Below are 17,693 nucleotides of genomic sequence, written 5' to 3'. Positions count from 1 at the left end.
GATTAAGCCCTTTTTGTAACTCGTAGAGGAAGCACTAACTTGGCTTTACATCCACCCAACGACGTTGATTGATATTGCACCGTACCATTGTGTTCACTCACCACCTGTTGAACGATGCTTAAACCCACGCCACGGCAACTGTTACTAGACAAGGGCTTGGTGCTATAAAATGGTTCAAATATCTTCAGCTGTAATTCCTTTTTAAGCCCTGGGCCACTATCTTCGAAGGTGATTTCAATATCGTCATCTACTCGCTGGGTGCAACAGATAATTTCTCTACGTGGCATTTTGGCGTAATCGATGGCATCGATGGCATTATCTAATAATTGCTTTAAGGCCACTCGGATCCGCGAAGGCTGACCGGTAAACGCGGGTAGCGTACCGTTTAAACTAAGTTGCATGCTGATACTACGAGCCAGCAGCCGCTGATTACTCATTTCGGTGACTTCATGAACTAACTGGTTGATATTGACCGACTGCATCGGCTCATGAGGGCGCTCAGGTAAAGCATTCTGTAATTGATCAACCGCTGCATGCCCAGCCTTTAAACCGGCTTGCATGGCATCAATCCGAGCGCATTGGGTCGCACCGCCACAGAACATATTTAAGGCCGAATCAATCATATTAATCGGCCCCTGGATCTGGTGAATCGCAGCATGTAATACCTCTTGCATCACGTGCAAAGCTTCCGATTCTTCAGTTGAGCGTTGTAATTCAATCAGCCGCTGACGTTCCTGGCGACGTCGCTCCCGAGTAAATTCGCTCAGTGTGAGCACTAAGAAGCGACTCACCGTTGGCGTAAAATAATCATCAACATTGCCATCATTAAGTTCCACACTGGATAAGCAACAAGAAAACCAACGTTTGTGCCCTCCACTACCGACCTCAACATTAAATTGCTGCCCTTCGGCGAGGTGTAATAATCCTTCATCATCATCCCCCGCCGATTGTTTTAATTGTTGCAACACAATATCAACCGGCTCTCGGCCAAAATCAGAGGCCAGAGTTTTATAAGAAAGATTGTCGAGTAATACGGATTGATGTTCATCAATTAAGGCAATCGCAACTGGTGCCGTGTTTAACACCGCTTCCACCATCGCTTTTTGATTGGCAACCTTGGTTTGATTATCATGCCGTTGGCTAATATCACGATGCATTCCAACGTAATGAGTAATTTCCCCAGCTCGGTTATACAGCCCTTTGATTGAAACTTCGGCTAAGTAACGCTGACCATTCTTCTTACGATTAATCAAGGTCCCTTGCCAATTTTTTCCAGCTGAAATACACCCCCATAATTGTTGGTAGACCTCGATGGGAGTGGTTTTATAACTCAAAACCGAATGTTTTTTCCCCTCCAACTCTTCCACTGAATATCCGGTAATTTCAGTAAAATATCGGTTTACGTAGAGAATGTTAGCACTTAGGTCGCTAATCGATATGGCCATGGGGGCTTGCTCTACCACTTGCAAATACTGCTCAGAGACATCGCTCATTGTGCCATCCCCCACAACGGCCAAGGCCTGCTCTAACTTAGATTGAAGTTCGCTCATCGTCATTGTTACCTTTTGCATTGCTGCTTGTTGTGACTAACCTTGTTCAATGCAAAGGGTATTCCCATGTGCCAAAGCCCCTAAATTCAGCCTCCATTAACCATTCATTGTTTGATTTACAACAAAAATAAGATATTTATCAGTAAAAATTGTTAGCTTTAACACCAAAATTCAAGTGCCATAATCAGTCCACCTAGCGAACTAATCCGCTCTGTCACAAGGCTTTTCTCCCTAATTTGGTTCAACTCCCCATATTGGTACAACACCTGCAATTAACTAAGCATGGTGATCCTTGGAACAAACAAATGGCTGAATATCTCTTAATCTTTATTAGCACCGCGGTCGTGAATAATGTGGTGCTGGGTAAATTTCTTGGCTTATGTCCATTCATGGGCGTATCCAATCGCATCGACAGCGCCTTAGGCATGGGGCTAGCAACCACCTTTGTACTATGTTTAGCCGCCGTCGCCGCCTGGTTAATCGAAGTCTTATTATTGGCACCACTAGGCTTGCAAGTGATGCGTATTCTGGTCTTGATTATTGTGATTGCAGCAGTGGTGCAACTGACCGAGCTACTCATCCAAAAAAATAGTCCCGACTTATACCAAGCGCTTGGTATTTTTCTGCCTTTAATTACCACCAACTGCGCGGTATTGGGAGTGGCTTTGTTAGTTGTACAAAACAACATGAATTTTTTAGCAACCCTATGTTATGCCTTTGGCTCGGCATTGGGATTTAGTCTGGTGATCGTGCTGTTTGCCGGATTACGCCAGCGGATCAAGCTGGCCAAAGTACCCGCAGCATTTGCAGGCCTACCGATCGCGTTTATAACCGCTGGACTATTATCGATGGCCTTTCTTGGTTTTAGCGGCATGGTCAAATAACAGGAGACGAGCAATGATCTACTTATCCATTTTTTTGCTAATGCTAGTGGGTGGCTGTTTAGGCGGACTGCTAGGTTGGGCATCAAAAGCCTTAAAAGTTGAGGGGGATCCAAGAGTCGATGAATTGGAAGCAATGCTGCCCGGAGGACAATGTGGTCAGTGTGGTGAGCCTGGTTGTCGACAAGCCGCGGAAGCCATGGTCGCTGGGCGTTTGTCGGCTCAGAGCTGCCCTCCTGGGGGCGCGGGCTTAGCCAGCAGCATTGCGGCATTGCTTGGTGTGGAACTAAGCGCCGAGCAAGGCAGTGGGCCTTTAGTCGCTTATATCGATGAAAGCAACTGCAGCGGTTGTACTCGTTGCTTTAAAGCCTGCCCCTTCGATGCCATCGTTGGAGCCAGTAAACAAATGCATACCGTGATTAGCGATGTTTGTACTGGTTGCCGCCTCTGCGAAAAGGCTTGTAGTCAAGGTTGTTTAACAATGCAAGCTCCCGCCGTCAAACTCAATACCTGGCAATGGCCAAAACCCCAAGTTGCCTAAGGAGACAGTATGTTTGCATTCAAACCCAGACCATTTAGTGGCGGCGTCCATCCCAAAGGTTTTAAAGAACTCACTGAACAGCAAAGCATTGCCAAAGGCTTTCGCCCTGATCGGGTTTACCTTGGCATGCAGCAGCGGAATGGCTCAATGTTACAGTGTTTAGTTGCCGCTGGAGACATGGTTTTCAAAGGACAATTAATCGCCAAAGGAAGTAACGACATGACCGTACCGCTGCATTCACCAGTGAACGGTCAAGTACTTGAAATTAAGCCCTATTTAAGTAGCCATCCAGCGGGGATCAAATGTCAAACCTTGGTGATAGTTAATAATGGCGACAATTGTTGGGGAGACGCTCACCCTCCCTCTGACTATACAAAGCTAGAGCCGGAACAAATTGTCCAGCGCGTATTAGATGCTGGCGTCGTCGGTCTAGGTGGCGCAGGTTTCCCCAGCGGCATCAAGCTCAGGCTCGCCCGACAAGCCAAGGTACACACCCTGCTCATTAATGGCGGCGAGTGTGAACCCTACCTCACCTGTGATGACCGTTTGATGCAAGAACACGCTGCCGAGATTATTGGCGGTATCAACATGATGCTCAAAGCAATTGGGGCCAATAAAGCAATTATTGCCATCGAAGATAACAAGCCTGATGCGATCGCGGCCATGGCATCGGCGTGTGCGGAACAGCCCAAGCTGGAAATAAAGATGGTTCCGAGTCTCTACCCGATGGGATCGGAGCGCCATCTAATCAAAGCTGTGACCGGACTGGCCATTCCCCCCGGACAACTGAGTACCGCCAAAGGCATATTGGTGCATAACGTAGCGACCGCTAAGGCGGTTTTCCAAGCAGTACGTTTTCAGCGTCCTTTAATTGAACGAGTACTCACAGTGTCGGGAGATGCCATTGAACACCCAACCAATTTGCTGGTTCCCATTGGTAGTTTGGTATCGCAGGTATTAGCCGAATGTGGAGGCCTAAAAGTTGAAGCGAACCGAATGATCGCTGGAGGGCCGATGATGGGCCAAGTACTGCCCTCTCCCTTCGTGCCTATCGACAAAAGTATTGGTGGACTATTAGCGCTTAGCGATTCTCAAATTAACCAACGTGAACGCCAAGATTGCGTGCGCTGTGGAAACTGCGTCAAAGTTTGCCCGATGGGTTTAATGCCCTTCCAAATGGCGGCTCATAGTAATCATGGTGATTTTGCAAGCGCTCAACAATTTGGTTTAGACGCCTGCTTACTATGCGGTGCCTGTAGCTATATTTGTCCCTCTAGCATTCCCTTGGTGCAATATTTTCAACACGCTAAATCTAACGTCAATGCGCAGCGCAGCATGCTACAAAAATCTAATCAAGCTCGCCAGTTGACTGAAGCTCGTCAGTTACGCTTGGCTAAAGAAGCCGCAGCGAAAAAAGCAGCCAAGGCATCTAAACGTAAACGCCCAGCCAGAGCCCGCCGTACTCAAGGAGAAAGCTAATGGCCCAATACAATCCGGTTGCCGCCCCACATACCCACTCCGGTACCTCAACGACCAACATCATGTATTTAGTGATTTTGGCCCTAAGTCCCGCCGCTATTTATGGCGTATGGCTGTTTGGCCTGCCAGCGCTTAGTGTGATAGTGAGCTGTTGCCTCACCGCCTGGTTATGTGAGCTAATCTGCTTACTGCTACAAAACAAAAACTGGCAACACAGTTTCGATGGTTCGGCTTTATTAACCGCACTACTACTGGCAATGAGTTTACCGCCGGCAACCCCTTGGTGGGTCGCCGCCTTAGGTTGTGGCTTTGCAATTTTCTTAGGCAAGCATGTTTACGGCGGATTGGGGCACAATCCCTTTAACCCAGCGATGTTGGGTCGGGTCATGTTATTGATTTGTTTTCCAGTAGAACTCACCGACTGGCGCGCGATTGCTCCACCAACTTTAAGCGAAACCGGCCTAATATTTAACTCACAATGGACTGGTATCGACGGTAGCAGTGCGGCAACCCCACTGGCCGATCTCGGTCAAATACACGATTTGAGCATGCTGATCACAGGACAACACGCGGGCAGCATGGGAGAAACCAGTGCAATTTTAATCGCCATTGGCGGTTTGTTTCTGATTTGGCGGGGAGTGATCCGCCCCTATATACCAACGGCCTTAATTTGTGGCTTGGTGCTTCCAGCCAGCATCGCTCACCTCATCGACCCAAATCAATTCGCCTCGCCAATATTACATGTATTTAGTGGCGGAGCGATGTTAGCCGCATTTTTTATTGCCACCGACATGGTGACCTCACCCACTAGCCCCCGCGGACAATGGTTATTTGGTTTAACTTGCGGCCTATTAATTTGGTTAATTCGCTGCTTTGGCAGCTACCCGGAAGGTGTCGCCTTTGCCATACTCATCATGAATGCCTGTACACCAGTCATCGACCATTATTTACGTCCCACCATATTTGGTATGGCCAAGCCTTTTAGCCGATCAAAAGGAGCCTAAACATGACCCTTCCCAGTATTGAAAAACATATCGATAGTACCGTGTATCAATCGCTCTCGTTGGCTGCTGCTGTCGCTATCGCCAGTATCTTACTACTAACCTTAAATAGCTTCACTGCCCCCGCTATCGCAGAACGACTCAACGAAGACAAACTCGCGGCAATTGACTTAGTTATGCCAAAACAGCTCTATCAAAACCCGATGTTATCTACCGAACAAACATTTACCATTGGCAAACAACAATACACCCTATATACCGCTTTAAATCAGCAACAGCAAATTAGCGGTTATGTGGTACAAACTCAAGCCAATGGTTATGCCGGGCCGATTGACCTTCTAGTTGGGGTCGACGCCGATCTTGCGATTTTGGGCGTACGAGTATTAAGCCACAGCGAAACGCCAGGGCTGGGCGACAAAATTGAATTTGAGAAAACCCCTTGGGTGCTCAGTTTTAATGGCAAAAGTTTAGACAATACCAGCCAAAAAGCCTGGGCAGTAAAAAAAGATGGTGGTGAATTTGACCAATTTACCGGTGCTACCATCACGCCTCGTGCAGTGGTGAACACCGTACACCAAGCACTACTCGATTTACAGATCCAAACTCAGCAAGGAGGCCAACAATGAGCCGCTATTCTCAAATTATTGCCGACGGTCTTTGGAATAACAACGTGGTTTTGGGGCAATGTTTAGCCCTGTGTCCGTTGTTAGCCGTAACCTCTAGCGCCACCAATGGTTTAGGTTTAGGTTTAGCGACTCTCGCGGTAATGGTCAGTTCTAACGCGGTTAGTGCACTAATTAAAAACTATGTGAGCCGCGCAGTTCGGATCCCAATTAACATTTTAATGATTGCGACTCTGGTGACGATCACCGATCTGGTACTCAACGCTTGGGTTCACCCACTGCATAAGGTGCTCGGCCTGTTTATTCCGCTGATTGTGACCAACTGCGCTATCTTAGGCCGAGTCGAATCCTTCGCCAGTCGACAAAAAGTAATGCCAGCCATCGTGGATGGTTTGGCCATGGGGATCGGCTTTACTTGGGTCTTGGTATTACTCGGTGGGATCCGCGAAATTATTGGCTCCGGCACCCTATTTGCGAACGCCCATATTTTATTGGGCCCAGCCTTTAGTGCGATTGAGCTCACGGTTATTCCCGACTATCACGGCTTGCTATTGGTAATTCTACCGCCTGGAGGCTTCTTGGTACTGGGCGGTTTGCTTAGCATTCATCGACAGGTCCAAAGAATTTTAGCGCAAAAACAAACCACTCAAGCCGCTTGCTGCGTCGATCCTTCGGCCTCAAATTAGGAGCTTACCAAGATGTTAGTCTCTATTGCTTATGCCACCCCTCACCAGCAACTATGTATCAATGTTGATGTGGTGCAAGACAGCAGCGTAATAAACGCGCTGCATCAATCGGGGATCTTAGACCTATGTCCAGAAATCGCTTTAGATAAACAAAAAGTAGGCATTTTTGGCAGGTTTGTCACCTTAGAAAACCAATTGGTAGAAGGTGACCGAATAGAAATTTATCGACCGATTACTTGGCAACCTGAAGACCTAGATGATGATGACGATGACGAATAAATCAACACTTTGTGAGCTTTACGACATCAGTGTTGGTGACATTGTGAGAAACCTTCATCCTATATATTAATAACCCCTTGTAATATAGGTATTTTTATTTGGTTTAAATATTGCAAAACACTAATTGGTCTGATCTTTAAGGAGTTAACCATGGCAGATATAGGCATTTTTTTTGGTACTGATACCGGTACAACCCGCAAAATCGCAAAAATGATCCAGCAACAACTCGGAGCGGATTTATGCGACAAACCCCTCAATATTAACCGAGTAGACGTAGATACCCTCACCAGCTATAAGATGCTGATCCTAGGTACCCCAACCCTAGGCGAAGGACAGCTCCCAGGCTTGGCTTCTGACTGCCAGGCAGAAAGCTGGGATGAGTTTTTACCCCAGCTAGAAGACGCTGATTTTGCCAGTATTAAAGTTGCTTTATACGGGCTAGGCGATCAAGTGAACTACGCCAGTGAGTTTGTCGATGGTCTTGGCGAGCTATACGACGCGATGGCCGAGACTGGTGCAGAATTGATCGGAGAATGGCCCGCTGATGGCTATACTTTCGACGATTCAGCAGCTCTGTTAGAAAATGGTAAATTTGCCGGATTAGTCTTAGATAACGATAATCAAAGTGAATTACACCCCGAACGCATTAGCGGTTGGTTAGAGCAAATAAAATCTGAATTTAATTTGTAAGCGCAGGCTTTAATACGGGCTTTGCTCGTATTAAAGCCTCTTTCAAGATCCGAAGAGTAAGTGAATAGAACAGTTTTGGTCGACTTCTAGCTTCTCAGCGCTACAGACTCGGATCGCCAACGGTTAATCGATCATCCGCGTTCATGACAACGTTAATCTTCCAACTATTATATATGAGCGGGCAATAGTTCCAGCCACTCAAACCACCATTTCAGACCAATCTATTTCTCGCAAGCTAAACGAATCAATATATACCGTCCCATTCCAAGCTTTAGTAAACAAAAGTAGTGCAAAAAAAACAAAATATTGAATAAGCATCATGGCTTATCTGGTCAATGTTCATTTTTATTTGCAGTTAATCCATACAATAATTTCGTGAAATTGTTCCCAATATCACTATTTCATAGCACAATGCATGATCGTTGCTCTTGCTAAGCAACCCTGTTTATCCAGCCATTAACGAGGGAATAATAATGAATAAGCAAATAAAATATGCGCGATTAGTGATCTGCGCTTGGCTATTTACCATGAGCCCTCAGCTACACAGCGCCGGTTTGGGTTCACTGCTTGATTCAGCATCCGCGCTAACCGGTAACCAAGAAAGCACCATAAACAGTGAGCTACTAAACAATTTAACTAGCCAGCTAGGCGTGAGTGACACTCAAGCTACTGGTGGTACAGCAGCCTTGCTGGCGCTTGCCCAACAACAGCTATCTGGTAGCGAAAGCTCTTTGTTGAACGACATTATTCCAAGTGGAAACAGCGCTTCACTCAGCGCTCAACTACTCCAGAAAATTAGCAGCATGGACAGTGTTAAAAGTGCTTTTTCAGCATTGGGCTTAGACGCAAGTATGATAGAACAGTTTGCACCCATTATTTTACAATATGTTGGTAATAACGGCGGCTCAAGCTTAGTGGATGGCTTGAGTAAAATTTGGTCTTAATGATGAAGCGAAGTAATATTGACCGCATCAATAATATTTGGCATATATTTTGGTTCAACATTTAACCAAGCGCCACATAAGACGGCTTTTCAATCAATAAATATATATATAACTAGTGATATTAACCATAAAATAGCCACCCAGCATTTCGATTCAATATCACACAACTACATCTTATAAAACCTCCCCTGCTCAAAGAATGGAAAAATGCAGGGTGAATAATAATAATGTCAATGTTAATGTACAAATTGGATAACTAAAACGCTATAAAATGAGTAGAATTATGGATGATCAACACTCATTATCTCGCAACTATTACCAGATATTGGACGCCTTGCCGGATCATGTATTTATTTTTTCGGAATCAGGGGTGTACTTAGATGTTTTTGGTGGCGAAGACAATGATGCCGGCTTTGATTGCAAGCCGTTTATTGGTAAGAGTTTATACGATGTTACCTCCCAAGATATGGCTGAAGAATTTCATGGCTATATTAAGAAAACACTAGCAACCAATAAAACACTGGTGGTGCACTACCATTTTGCCAATGAGAATATGCTAACGCTGCCTGACGGTATCTCTGTACCCAACGAGCTATGGTTTGAAGGTATTATTAAACCACTACCATTACTCGAAGACGGACAAAAACGAGTCGTATGGACAGCAAGAAATATCACTCTGCGACATAACCTGGAAGAACAGCTAAAAAAGTTGTCTGAAACCGATGAACTAACAGGCATTCTAAATCGTCGCGCTTTCATGGCAAAATTGACCATCGAACTACACCGCTACCAACGCTACAAGCAAAATACCAGCTTATTGATGCTGGATATTGACAGGTTTAAAAGTATCAATGATCTACTAGGCCATCAATCCGGTGATCGGGTGATTAAACATGTCACAGATATTTGCTCCAAAGAAATCCGAGAAGTCGATTATATTGGTCGGCTCGGTGGTGAAGAGTTCGCGATCCTACTCAGCAATGCCAATCTACTACAAGCTATTGAAATGGCTGAACGTTTAAGGCAAAAAATAGCGCGTTCTCCGTGTGTCGTTGAAGACTATACCATTCATATCACCGTGAGTATTGGCTTGTCTCAAATAGAAACCGAAGCTGATAGCTCAGAATATCTGATATCGAGAGCCGATAAAGCTATGTATCACGCCAAAAAACAAGGCCGAGACCAAGTTAGAATTTTCCACGACGAGCTTTGCAATCATGAGATTGAATTAACTCAGCATAGCCATATTCGTAAAAATAAAGCTTAATGAACTCGAGCGTTTATCGATACCTTCATCGCGTTATTCCCATTCATTAAGCTAGCCATTCACCGTGGAAAACTTATAAACTTTCGCCCTAAAAACCAATGCTTGATAAGCTCGCGAGTCAAGTCTGATGATAATCCTCTTCCCAAGCTTAGCTGCTCACTGATTGCGACGGCTAAGCGCCAAGTCATCATTTTCAATTAAAAACGGCTGACTCCTAGTGGGTACATACCATTGTCTATACCAAGTGCTATGGCTCCGTTGGTGAAACAGCGGGTATCAAAATATGCAAACGACACACATCCACGACTAACATCATCGATTCACATCAAGGTAATCATTTGAAAAAACGGACAAAATTTCATTTCACTTTATTGATCTATTTCTAAATATGCAGCTCTGTATTTCGCATGTAATAAAAAATAGGTCTACTATTAATCGAATATTCACTTAAAAATGTACACTTATGAATATTTTTTCATCAGATAGGATCTGATCATTGAAGTCTAAAAATCTATGATTTAGCTTCATTTTTACTGAAAAAAAACCGCATTATTCATACCGAGCTCAGTGTATAGAGAATAAATACATCACTAATGATAATGTATCAAACAGATGTCTAACCAGTTAGAAAATAAGTCATATTATGGATGAAAAATACTCATTATCTAAAAACTATTACCAAATATTAGATGCCTTACCCGACCATGTATTCGTATTTTCAGAAGCAGGTGAATATTTGGAAGTATTTGGAGGCGAAGAAAACGAGACAGGTTTTGATTTTAAAGACTATATTGGTAAAACCTTACATGACGTGCTCTCGCACGATAGAGCGACTGAATTTCTGGGTTATATTAAGAAAACAATCCAAAGTGACACAACATTGGTAGTACGCTATCACTTTGCCAATGAGACCATGTTAAAACTACCTGACAGCTTTATTGTTCCTGATACCTTATGGATAGAAAGCACCATCAAACCACTTCCAACACTCGTAAATGGATTGAAACGGGTAGTATGGACAGCAAGAAACATCACCTTACGGCATCACCTGCAAGAGCAACTAAAGAAATTATCTGAAACAGATGAACTAACAGGCATTTTAAATCGCCGTGCTTTCATGGAAAAACTGGCTGGCGAATTACATCGCTATCAACGCTACAAGAATGACACTTGTTTACTAATGCTTGATATCGATAAATTCAAAAGCATCAATGATTTACTTGGACATAAATCAGGAGATCAAGCGATTAAGCATGTCACTGATATCTGTTCTAAAGAAATAAGAACTGTGGATTATATTGGCCGGCTCGGCGGTGAGGAGTTCGCCATCATATTGAGTAATACCAGCCTACAACAAGCACTTGAAATGGCCGAACGCTTAAGGCGAAAAATATCAAATAGCCCTTGTGTCGTCGAAAACTATACCGTTCATGTCACTGTGAGTATTGGTTTGTCCCAAATAGAAGTGCAAGATGATAGCTCGGAGCAGATCATTTCTAGAGCGGATGAAGCAATGTATTTCTCAAAAAAACAAGGCAGAGATAGAGTGAGCATCTTCAATGAAGACATGCACGATAATGAGATTGAATTAGCGGAAAATAACCATATTTATCGCACTAAACCTTAATTTGAATCGAAGCTTCGTGTTCTGAATGAACATTTATCTAATCCCCTCATCAGTAGGAAAATATGCGCTAAAGCCAAACTGCAGAGCAGTAGTTTTACTACACTGCAGCTTATAGCTTGCTACTTAGAGCTCTTATTTAAAACCCAAGCAGACATACTCGCCTGCAAGTAACTCTCTTCTGGCGCGGTGCCATTACCTAACCAGGCCGACACATTTAACTGTTGGCTCACGACATCGAGAGTCCCACTAATCGAGATGGGCTGCTTATCATTAGGTATCAAACCACTAATCGATAAACTTTGTAAATCAAGATCGGCCCGATGCGTATCGGTAAAACCATAAATTGGAAAGCACTGTTGCTGGAAGCTTGCTGACCCACTCACAATACCTAACTCAGGGTTTGTCACAGCCAATTGGATACTAAGAGCGTTACTTGGATCACTCCAAGTACCATTAATCAAATCCGGATGCTCTCCCTTAATACTTAGCTCGAAGGGTTGCAAGTTAACATTTGATTCAACCTTATGAAAACCAAGTTTATCAATGTAGTCCCCAACGATAATTTGTTCAAACTGGGTTGATGCAACCAGCGAATTAATCACTTCCATCTGCTGATTCGCTTGAAGCTGACCACAATAAGTTGACACCCAATGCCAACTAGCGTCAGGAGCAGAGCGTTCCACAGATCGCCAATAAATAGAGATCACGACGCCTTGGCCCAGCGAAGGATTTGGTTCATGACCACTCACATAGCCAATAATTAAATAACGTCCTGAAGAACCAGTCGTAGAACTGTAATCTCCCAATAATAAACCATCTTTTTGAACGCTCAGTCTCATCTGAGAGCCATAACTGTTTTGCCACATTCCATCGATTGCGTGAGTCATAAATTAGTTCTCTTCGTTTTGGGTAAATATTCTTGCGGGAGAAGATTGACGGTTTTGAATAATGTTTAAGCCGCCAGGTTTATTAAATATCCAAGTCCCCACCGGAAACAAAGCAACCTTGCCGGCAATATGTCTGACTCGATATTCATAAACGGTGTATAGATAATCCATCAGAACTGACCCGGTTAAGATTAGCCCAGGGATCCCTTCCATTGGCTTAAATTGAGGTTGAACTTGCCCTTCATCTTGACCGGCCTCTATCTTCACCAAATATGTACTGGCAGGAATGCGTAGCTCACCATTAGGCGTTTCACCCGTATCACCGAAAGTAATAATTAACTCTTCTGGACTTTTAGCCACGGCTTTAAGCGCCGCATTCATCACTTCTACATCGCCTTTATATTGAGAGGAACCAGAATCGAGTATAAAATCTGCATCCTTGGCTAAGATCTGATCACCCAGTGCAAAGCTTTCCAGCTGCGTCGACCATAAGTAGGAAACGCTTGGGATCAAAGATTCTTTCCATGGCAAAAATAAATACTCTCTACTGGTTTGATAACTCCGTTCGAGTCGGCCCAAACTAACACTTCCTTCCCCGCTTGGCCCATCCGTTTCAAAGGCGACATACGGCATATGCGCTTCCACTAGCTGCTGCTCTATCAGGCTAGCCATGATGTGAAATGAAGGTTCTAATTTATTGACCGCACGAAGACCATAATGACCAGCCTTCGCTTGGTGTTCCGATTTCCCGTCAGTCGGAATAGTATAACTTGGCATACCGATGCCACCATCCCAATCTAACTCCTTAAATTGACTATCTTTATCAACAAATGCTCGAGATAGATAAAGCTCACTTTGTGTTGGCTGGTTATCGATAAAATGGAATACATCTTCACCCAGCTCTACCTGCATCTCCCCCCATGGGCCAAAATCGACCATTTGTGGTTGCTGAGAGATGAACTGAAAAGAGCTTGAATTATGGTAATTAAACAAATCACCGCCATAATGTTGGCATTTATTTTCTTTACACTCATTCTCTACACATAGCGAAGAGCTCACCCAAACAAAGTTACTGCCAGTATCAACACTAAATTTTAATTGCTGAATTTCGGTTCCCGGTTTTGCGGTCCCCAGAGTCAGTGTCGCATACCAAGGCGAAGCGCCATTATTTTGAAATGGCCCTTTCGATAACGGCAAGCTAATTCCACAGCATGTTTCACTCAGTTGTTCAGACATCGCCAATCCTTTTTAAATAGTTGTTTGTAATGACATATAAATCAATCATAATTTGATAAAATTATCTACACCAAAAATCAATAAATAGTCAAAACTATATTCACTCAACATCTCAAAGGCTTAATTTGTGAGTTGAAGAGCAAAAATGGCCAGTGAAACTTAAATGACTGGCAAGACCGTTGAAGATGAAATGAACACATTTATTCATAAATTCCGTAGATCAATTCAGATTAAAACAAGCCTGTTTTGGTCTAATGCCATCGGACACTTAATTTTGAGACCGTATTGTTAATCCGTTAAGAGACCTATATGAGTTTGAAAAATCACACAAGAGCTATCCGCAGGAATTTAGAGATGAAGCTCAACAACTAGGTATTACCTTGGAAGAGTCTGAGCGGGATGAACTTAAATGATGACGTTAATAAAACAAAGAATTACGCATGGAGAAAGACATTGACAGAAGCCGTTTTTAGAATGTCTTTTTCCATTTCAAGGCGCTTAACTCGCCTCTCTGACTCGCAAATACGACGCGGCTCACCCGTCATGGGTGTCGCCTTAGAAGATTCACCACAGCGCTCTGAGCGAAGTTGTTGAAGCTAAACCTGCTTAGGATAAGCAGACAGTTCCTGTCACAACGACGCATGAGAACTGACGACCGGAATTGTGACGGATCCAAATGATAAATTCTGTGATGTACTATGCCACTATATCAGTGCAACTAATCAGGTAAAACAATCAACCCAAGTTGCTCAAGTAACTGCTCTTGCTGCCAAGCGCAAATTTTTACACCACTAAGGTCGACTTTTCTAGGGTCCAAACCATTCAATTCTGAATGACTCAAATTACAACCTTGCAGCTGAAAATGGGTCCAACAATCTTCAGAAAATAAACCTCGGCTTAAGTCCGACTCTTTGAAAGAGGCGCCTTGTAGATTAGCTCCAATCCAGTTATTTTCAAATAAGTCACATTTCTCTATACATTGGCGTTCCAAGTTAGCATAGGATAAATTACATCCCGTGATATACGCAGCACAAAAGTACATACGATGACTCACTTGATTTGAGAAACTCGCTTGGATGAAATTAGCCCCCTTCAAATCACAGCCCCTAAATTCAATGCCGAAGCATTTCGCCCCAGTGAAATTAGCCATGGATAGCTGGCAGTTTTTAAAAGAACTGTCACGAAGGTCACTATAATTAAAATCGCAACCTTCAATCGCACCTTGTTCTATAAACATACAATCGACAAACTGCGCATCCCTTAGATTTGTACGACTAAAATCACATTGATAAAACTTACAACGTTTAAAAAGGGCATCACCCAAATCCTGGTGAGAAAAATCAACTTGATTAAACACTTCATATTCTTCGTTCATAACTAGCCCTTGCGCCACACGAGCCTGAAGACTAACAGCTACCCCCGAAATCGCAACAAAAACAAAGCTTTTAAAAACAACCCTTTAAAGGTGCTCAAATGGCTAATATTGGCTACCAAACCGACACCTAGAACAAGGTTTGGACGGTCAGTAAGGCCAGCATCGCGTGAAATGTTTATGGCTAACTAATCCAATAGAACTAATTATCTGGCCGTTCTTGGGGGCCTAAATTACCGCTAACTGCGTGATGTATCTTGTTACTAGGACCACGAGTTGCTGCACTTAATGCCTGGTTATCGGCAGATTTATTCTGCGTAATAAATTAATCATATGATGAATCAGATGGGTATAAGCGCTAGTCGTCAATCTGAATATATGTTTTGAATGGCTAAAACATATAGGGTTAAACGTTCCGATGCTCGTTAAAGCGAACAACAAGGCAAGCCATTCAAGATCGCTTGCCTGATGAGTGCATGATTAGTGGTTGATTGGTGGCGTGACGTCAATAAACTGAATGTTTTCTGAGTCACTGAGCTGCCATGGGGAAGTCGCGGCATTTTCCCAACTTTCAATCGTCACATCACGAAAGACTGCATCTTTCAGACGACTGATATGGCTAACTTTAGTATTTTTTACTCGCACATGTTCAAACAAAAAGTTTTGTTGAAAGGTTTCTGGATAAACCAAACTTTGATCGGCACCGTCGTAACCATCGATTTTGAGCCAATAATTTGCCGGGCTTTCACTATCAACATTATCTAAGCTCACATCCTGCACCACAATATCGCGAAATTGAGCAGCCTTGGGTGCCGATTCAAATACGTTATCCCCCATTTTATAGGCCAAGGTAAATACAAATGGATTCCCGACTCGGCCACGATTTTCAATGATCAGGCCATCAATCTGATGGGAATTTTGGGTACCAATATCTTTCATCGCGTTATTGCGAAAAGTAATATTGCGCGCTCCCCCGCCAGTAGCCGGGGTGCTCTTCATTCGCAATCCATTATCGGTCATAAAGGCAACATTCTCTTCTGCCAGAATGTTTTGGATCCAGGCACCAGTATGACTGCCAGCAACCACCATGCCATGCCCTTCGCGGGTATAGTTATTAAAAATCCAAGCGCCGTCGGTGGCCTGTACATGTGCAGAGCCCAAATGATAATCCGCCCCCTGACCAGCAGCGAAGTTTATACAGTCGTCACCACTATCGATAAAATTAGCAAAGATCAGAGAGTTTTCACTATTACCAAACTCCACCCCATCGGCATTGTTAATATCAAAGGTTTGAACCGAATTATAAGCAAACACCGTGTTTTCGGCTTCTAGAAACATCACCCCGTGATAGGCCGGGTTGAGTAGCGTTAAACCCGCAAAGTAAATATCTCGCACCCCACGAAAGGTTGCCAGGCTAGAGCGCCGATTCGAGTACAAGTCACGATGTAACTGCGCCTGATAGTCAATCTCATCGGTATCACCATCCCAAGCGGGGTTAAATTGTCGATAAGCTTTTTGCATTTGGTCTTTTGCCAATAATCCCAAGCGATATACTTTCGCCCGACTCCCTGCCGGATAATATGCCAGCGATCGACCTAGTTCATCTTGAGTGTCCTTCCCCCTTAACCAGCCGCCACCATCGATGGTTCCTTCACCAACAATTCGGATATTGTTAAAGCGACCGCGACGATAATCGTAACCATGTTGGCTGTGATTTTCAGCATTCATCTGATGCGGGTTGAGGGCGTTCAGTAATGATGGAGGACGGCGTGCATCGGTCGTATTGGTTCGATAGCTATACAGTTGATAACCCTGGCCTAAAGGATAGTCATCGGCATTTTCCGAGCCCTTCAAAACAGCCCCTGCTGCAATCTCCAGAGTCATATTACTTTTTAAGAACAATGCCCCACTCACAAAAGCCTTGCCACTGTTTGTTGATGGAATAAGCACCTTACATCCATAAGCACTGGTCGAGGCCACCGAGCAAGTGTCAATTGCCGCCTGAATAGCTTTTGTATTCACCGTTAGGCCATCTGCAATTGCACCAAAGTCTCGGATATCAACCACTCTGCTAAAGGGGGCTGCCGTTTCGGTTGTGAGAACCGGGCTGCGAGGCGATTCACGACCATCGGCATAGATAGCAGCAACCGAGAAATGATATTCAGTGGCTGGCTGTAAATGCTTTACCTTGAAGTTTAGATAAACACTGCGTTGGTGAAAACCAGCCTTATCTTCGGCAAAAAACTTGTCCATATAAGGCTTTGCTGGATTGTGAGTAGTGTTATTTTGACTCGACAAGCCCAATGGCTGCCCATTTTGATAAACCCGATAATCAACAATCTGTTGTCCATTATCGGGTTTGTTCCAAGCCAATACCAAGGAGCGGTCATCATAGGCTAAGGTAGGGACCATCGGTCGACTCAAAAGCAACGGACTGACCGAAGGCTCTACAGTCTGGTGACTCAGCTGAGGCTCCATCTTCTCGGAACCTTGTACCGATCCCACATCCAGAGATTGACAAGCTGTTAACAACATCGTCTGGCCTAAAACCAAAACAGCGAGCATACATTTTGCAGAGCCCATAACAGTCCTCTTAAAAATAAAATAGCGTTTCAAATATGAAGTACTAT

The 17,693-nt window shown here is 44.0% G+C and carries 16 protein-coding genes; 11 read left to right on the top strand and 5 right to left on the bottom strand.

Going from position 1 to position 17,693, the window contains the following annotated elements; all coding sequences use genetic code 11:
- Window positions 1–2 precede the first annotated feature (2 nt).
- Complete coding sequence (gene nifL, locus ACRRS1_RS09945; RefSeq protein ID WP_432453335.1) at window positions 3–1,550, bottom strand: nitrogen fixation negative regulator NifL; 1,548 nt, start codon at window positions 1,548–1,550, stop codon at window positions 3–5.
- 305 nt (window positions 1,551–1,855) lie between these two features.
- Here nifL and rsxA point away from each other — a divergent pair, with 305 nt between their 5' ends.
- From rsxA to ACRRS1_RS09890, 11 genes are all read left to right on the top strand, one after another.
- The gene (rsxA, locus tag ACRRS1_RS09940; RefSeq protein ID WP_432453336.1) at window positions 1,856–2,434 is read left to right on the top strand and encodes an electron transport complex subunit RsxA; all 579 of its coding nucleotides are present in this window, start codon (window positions 1,856–1,858) and stop codon (window positions 2,432–2,434) included.
- Window positions 2,435–2,447: 13 nt separating this feature from the next.
- Window positions 2,448–2,972 carry an RnfABCDGE type electron transport complex subunit B gene (locus ACRRS1_RS09935; protein ID WP_432459277.1) on the top strand — a complete coding sequence of 175 codons (525 nt, stop codon included), beginning with the start codon at window positions 2,448–2,450 and terminating at the stop codon, window positions 2,970–2,972.
- A 9-nt stretch (window positions 2,973–2,981) separates the two neighbouring features.
- Complete coding sequence (gene rsxC / locus ACRRS1_RS09930) at window positions 2,982–4,451, top strand: electron transport complex subunit RsxC (RefSeq protein WP_432459275.1); 1,470 nt, start codon at window positions 2,982–2,984, stop codon at window positions 4,449–4,451.
- The gene (locus ACRRS1_RS09925) at window positions 4,451–5,455 is read left to right on the top strand and encodes an RnfABCDGE type electron transport complex subunit D (RefSeq protein ID WP_432459274.1); all 1,005 of its coding nucleotides are present in this window, start codon (window positions 4,451–4,453) and stop codon (window positions 5,453–5,455) included. Before rsxC ends, ACRRS1_RS09925 begins: the two co-directional genes overlap by 1 nt.
- A 2-nt stretch (window positions 5,456–5,457) precedes the next feature.
- On the top strand, window positions 5,458–6,078 hold the full coding sequence (rsxG, locus tag ACRRS1_RS09920; protein WP_432467887.1) for an electron transport complex subunit RsxG: 621 nt from the start codon (window positions 5,458–5,460) through the stop codon (window positions 6,076–6,078).
- Entirely contained in the window at window positions 6,075–6,761 is a 687-nt protein-coding gene (locus ACRRS1_RS09915; protein ID WP_432453341.1) for an electron transport complex subunit E, read from the top strand. Before rsxG ends, ACRRS1_RS09915 begins: the two co-directional genes overlap by 4 nt.
- Before the next feature lie 12 nt (window positions 6,762–6,773).
- Window positions 6,774–7,040 carry an RnfH family protein gene (locus ACRRS1_RS09910; RefSeq protein WP_432453342.1) on the top strand — a complete coding sequence of 89 codons (267 nt, stop codon included), beginning with the start codon at window positions 6,774–6,776 and terminating at the stop codon, window positions 7,038–7,040.
- A 150-nt stretch (window positions 7,041–7,190) separates the two neighbouring features.
- Window positions 7,191–7,730, top strand: a complete 540-nt coding sequence (locus tag ACRRS1_RS09905) for a flavodoxin (protein WP_432467888.1) — start codon at window positions 7,191–7,193, stop codon at window positions 7,728–7,730.
- Window positions 7,731–8,203: 473 nt separating this feature from the next.
- On the top strand, window positions 8,204–8,674 hold the full coding sequence (locus tag ACRRS1_RS09900) for a DUF2780 domain-containing protein (protein ID WP_432463091.1): 471 nt from the start codon (window positions 8,204–8,206) through the stop codon (window positions 8,672–8,674).
- A gap of 283 nt (window positions 8,675–8,957) precedes the next feature.
- Window positions 8,958–9,941 (top strand): diguanylate cyclase, encoded by a 984-nt coding sequence (locus ACRRS1_RS09895; RefSeq protein ID WP_432467889.1) that lies wholly within the window; start codon window positions 8,958–8,960, stop codon window positions 9,939–9,941.
- Window positions 9,942–10,584: 643 nt separating this feature from the next.
- Window positions 10,585–11,568 (top strand): diguanylate cyclase, encoded by a 984-nt coding sequence (locus ACRRS1_RS09890; protein ID WP_432463089.1) that lies wholly within the window; start codon window positions 10,585–10,587, stop codon window positions 11,566–11,568.
- A 119-nt stretch (window positions 11,569–11,687) separates the two neighbouring features.
- Here the strand turns inward: ACRRS1_RS09890 and ACRRS1_RS09885 are convergent, their stop codons facing one another.
- From ACRRS1_RS09885 to ACRRS1_RS09870, 4 genes are all read right to left on the bottom strand, one after another.
- Entirely contained in the window at window positions 11,688–12,455 is a 768-nt protein-coding gene (locus tag ACRRS1_RS09885) for an avidin/streptavidin family protein (RefSeq protein ID WP_432467890.1), read from the bottom strand.
- Between the two features lie 3 nt (window positions 12,456–12,458).
- Window positions 12,459–13,691 (bottom strand): pepsin-like aspartic protease, encoded by a 1,233-nt coding sequence (locus ACRRS1_RS09880; RefSeq protein WP_432467891.1) that lies wholly within the window; start codon window positions 13,689–13,691, stop codon window positions 12,459–12,461.
- 718 nt (window positions 13,692–14,409) lie between these two features.
- Window positions 14,410–15,066, bottom strand: coding sequence for a Qnr family pentapeptide repeat protein (locus ACRRS1_RS09875; protein ID WP_432459268.1), 657 nt, complete (start codon window positions 15,064–15,066; stop codon window positions 14,410–14,412).
- Between the two features lie 477 nt (window positions 15,067–15,543).
- The gene (locus ACRRS1_RS09870; protein ID WP_432467892.1) at window positions 15,544–17,598 is read right to left on the bottom strand and encodes a glycosyl hydrolase family 28 protein; all 2,055 of its coding nucleotides are present in this window, start codon (window positions 17,596–17,598) and stop codon (window positions 15,544–15,546) included.
- Between the last annotated feature and the right edge of the window lie 95 nt (window positions 17,599–17,693).

Source organism: Agarivorans sp. Z349TD_8 (assembly GCF_050870825.2).
Classification (GTDB): domain Bacteria; phylum Pseudomonadota; class Gammaproteobacteria; order Enterobacterales; family Celerinatantimonadaceae; genus Agarivorans.
This window is presented reverse-complemented; position numbering and strand designations above follow the sequence as displayed.

What these genes read in the sequence shown, in the direction of transcription:
- ACRRS1_RS09870 (WP_432467892.1), bottom strand. Translation starts at nt 17,598, where the DNA reads ATGTTGTTAACAGCTTGTCAATCTCTGGATGTGGGATCGGTACAAGGT.
- ACRRS1_RS09905 (WP_432467888.1), top strand. Translation starts at nt 7,191, where the DNA reads ATGGCAGATATAGGCATTTTTTTTGGTACTGATACCGGTACAACCCGC.
- ACRRS1_RS09875 (WP_432459268.1), bottom strand. Translation starts at nt 15,066, where the DNA reads ATGAACGAAGAATATGAAGTGTTTAATCAAGTTGATTTTTCTCACCAG.
- ACRRS1_RS09880 (WP_432467891.1), bottom strand. Translation starts at nt 13,691, where the DNA reads ATGTCTGAACAACTGAGTGAAACATGCTGTGGAATTAGCTTGCCGTTA.
- ACRRS1_RS09885 (WP_432467890.1), bottom strand. Translation starts at nt 12,455, where the DNA reads ATGACTCACGCAATCGATGGAATGTGGCAAAACAGTTATGGCTCTCAG.
- rsxG (WP_432467887.1), top strand. Translation starts at nt 5,458, where the DNA reads ATGACCCTTCCCAGTATTGAAAAACATATCGATAGTACCGTGTATCAA.
- ACRRS1_RS09910 (WP_432453342.1), top strand. Translation starts at nt 6,774, where the DNA reads ATGTTAGTCTCTATTGCTTATGCCACCCCTCACCAGCAACTATGTATC.
- ACRRS1_RS09895 (WP_432467889.1), top strand. Translation starts at nt 8,958, where the DNA reads ATGGATGATCAACACTCATTATCTCGCAACTATTACCAGATATTGGAC.
- ACRRS1_RS09915 (WP_432453341.1), top strand. Translation starts at nt 6,075, where the DNA reads ATGAGCCGCTATTCTCAAATTATTGCCGACGGTCTTTGGAATAACAAC.
- rsxC (WP_432459275.1), top strand. Translation starts at nt 2,982, where the DNA reads ATGTTTGCATTCAAACCCAGACCATTTAGTGGCGGCGTCCATCCCAAA.
- ACRRS1_RS09935 (WP_432459277.1), top strand. Translation starts at nt 2,448, where the DNA reads ATGATCTACTTATCCATTTTTTTGCTAATGCTAGTGGGTGGCTGTTTA.
- nifL (WP_432453335.1), bottom strand. Translation starts at nt 1,550, where the DNA reads ATGAGCGAACTTCAATCTAAGTTAGAGCAGGCCTTGGCCGTTGTGGGG.
- rsxA (WP_432453336.1), top strand. Translation starts at nt 1,856, where the DNA reads ATGGCTGAATATCTCTTAATCTTTATTAGCACCGCGGTCGTGAATAAT.
- ACRRS1_RS09900 (WP_432463091.1), top strand. Translation starts at nt 8,204, where the DNA reads ATGAATAAGCAAATAAAATATGCGCGATTAGTGATCTGCGCTTGGCTA.
- ACRRS1_RS09925 (WP_432459274.1), top strand. Translation starts at nt 4,451, where the DNA reads ATGGCCCAATACAATCCGGTTGCCGCCCCACATACCCACTCCGGTACC.
- ACRRS1_RS09890 (WP_432463089.1), top strand. Translation starts at nt 10,585, where the DNA reads ATGGATGAAAAATACTCATTATCTAAAAACTATTACCAAATATTAGAT.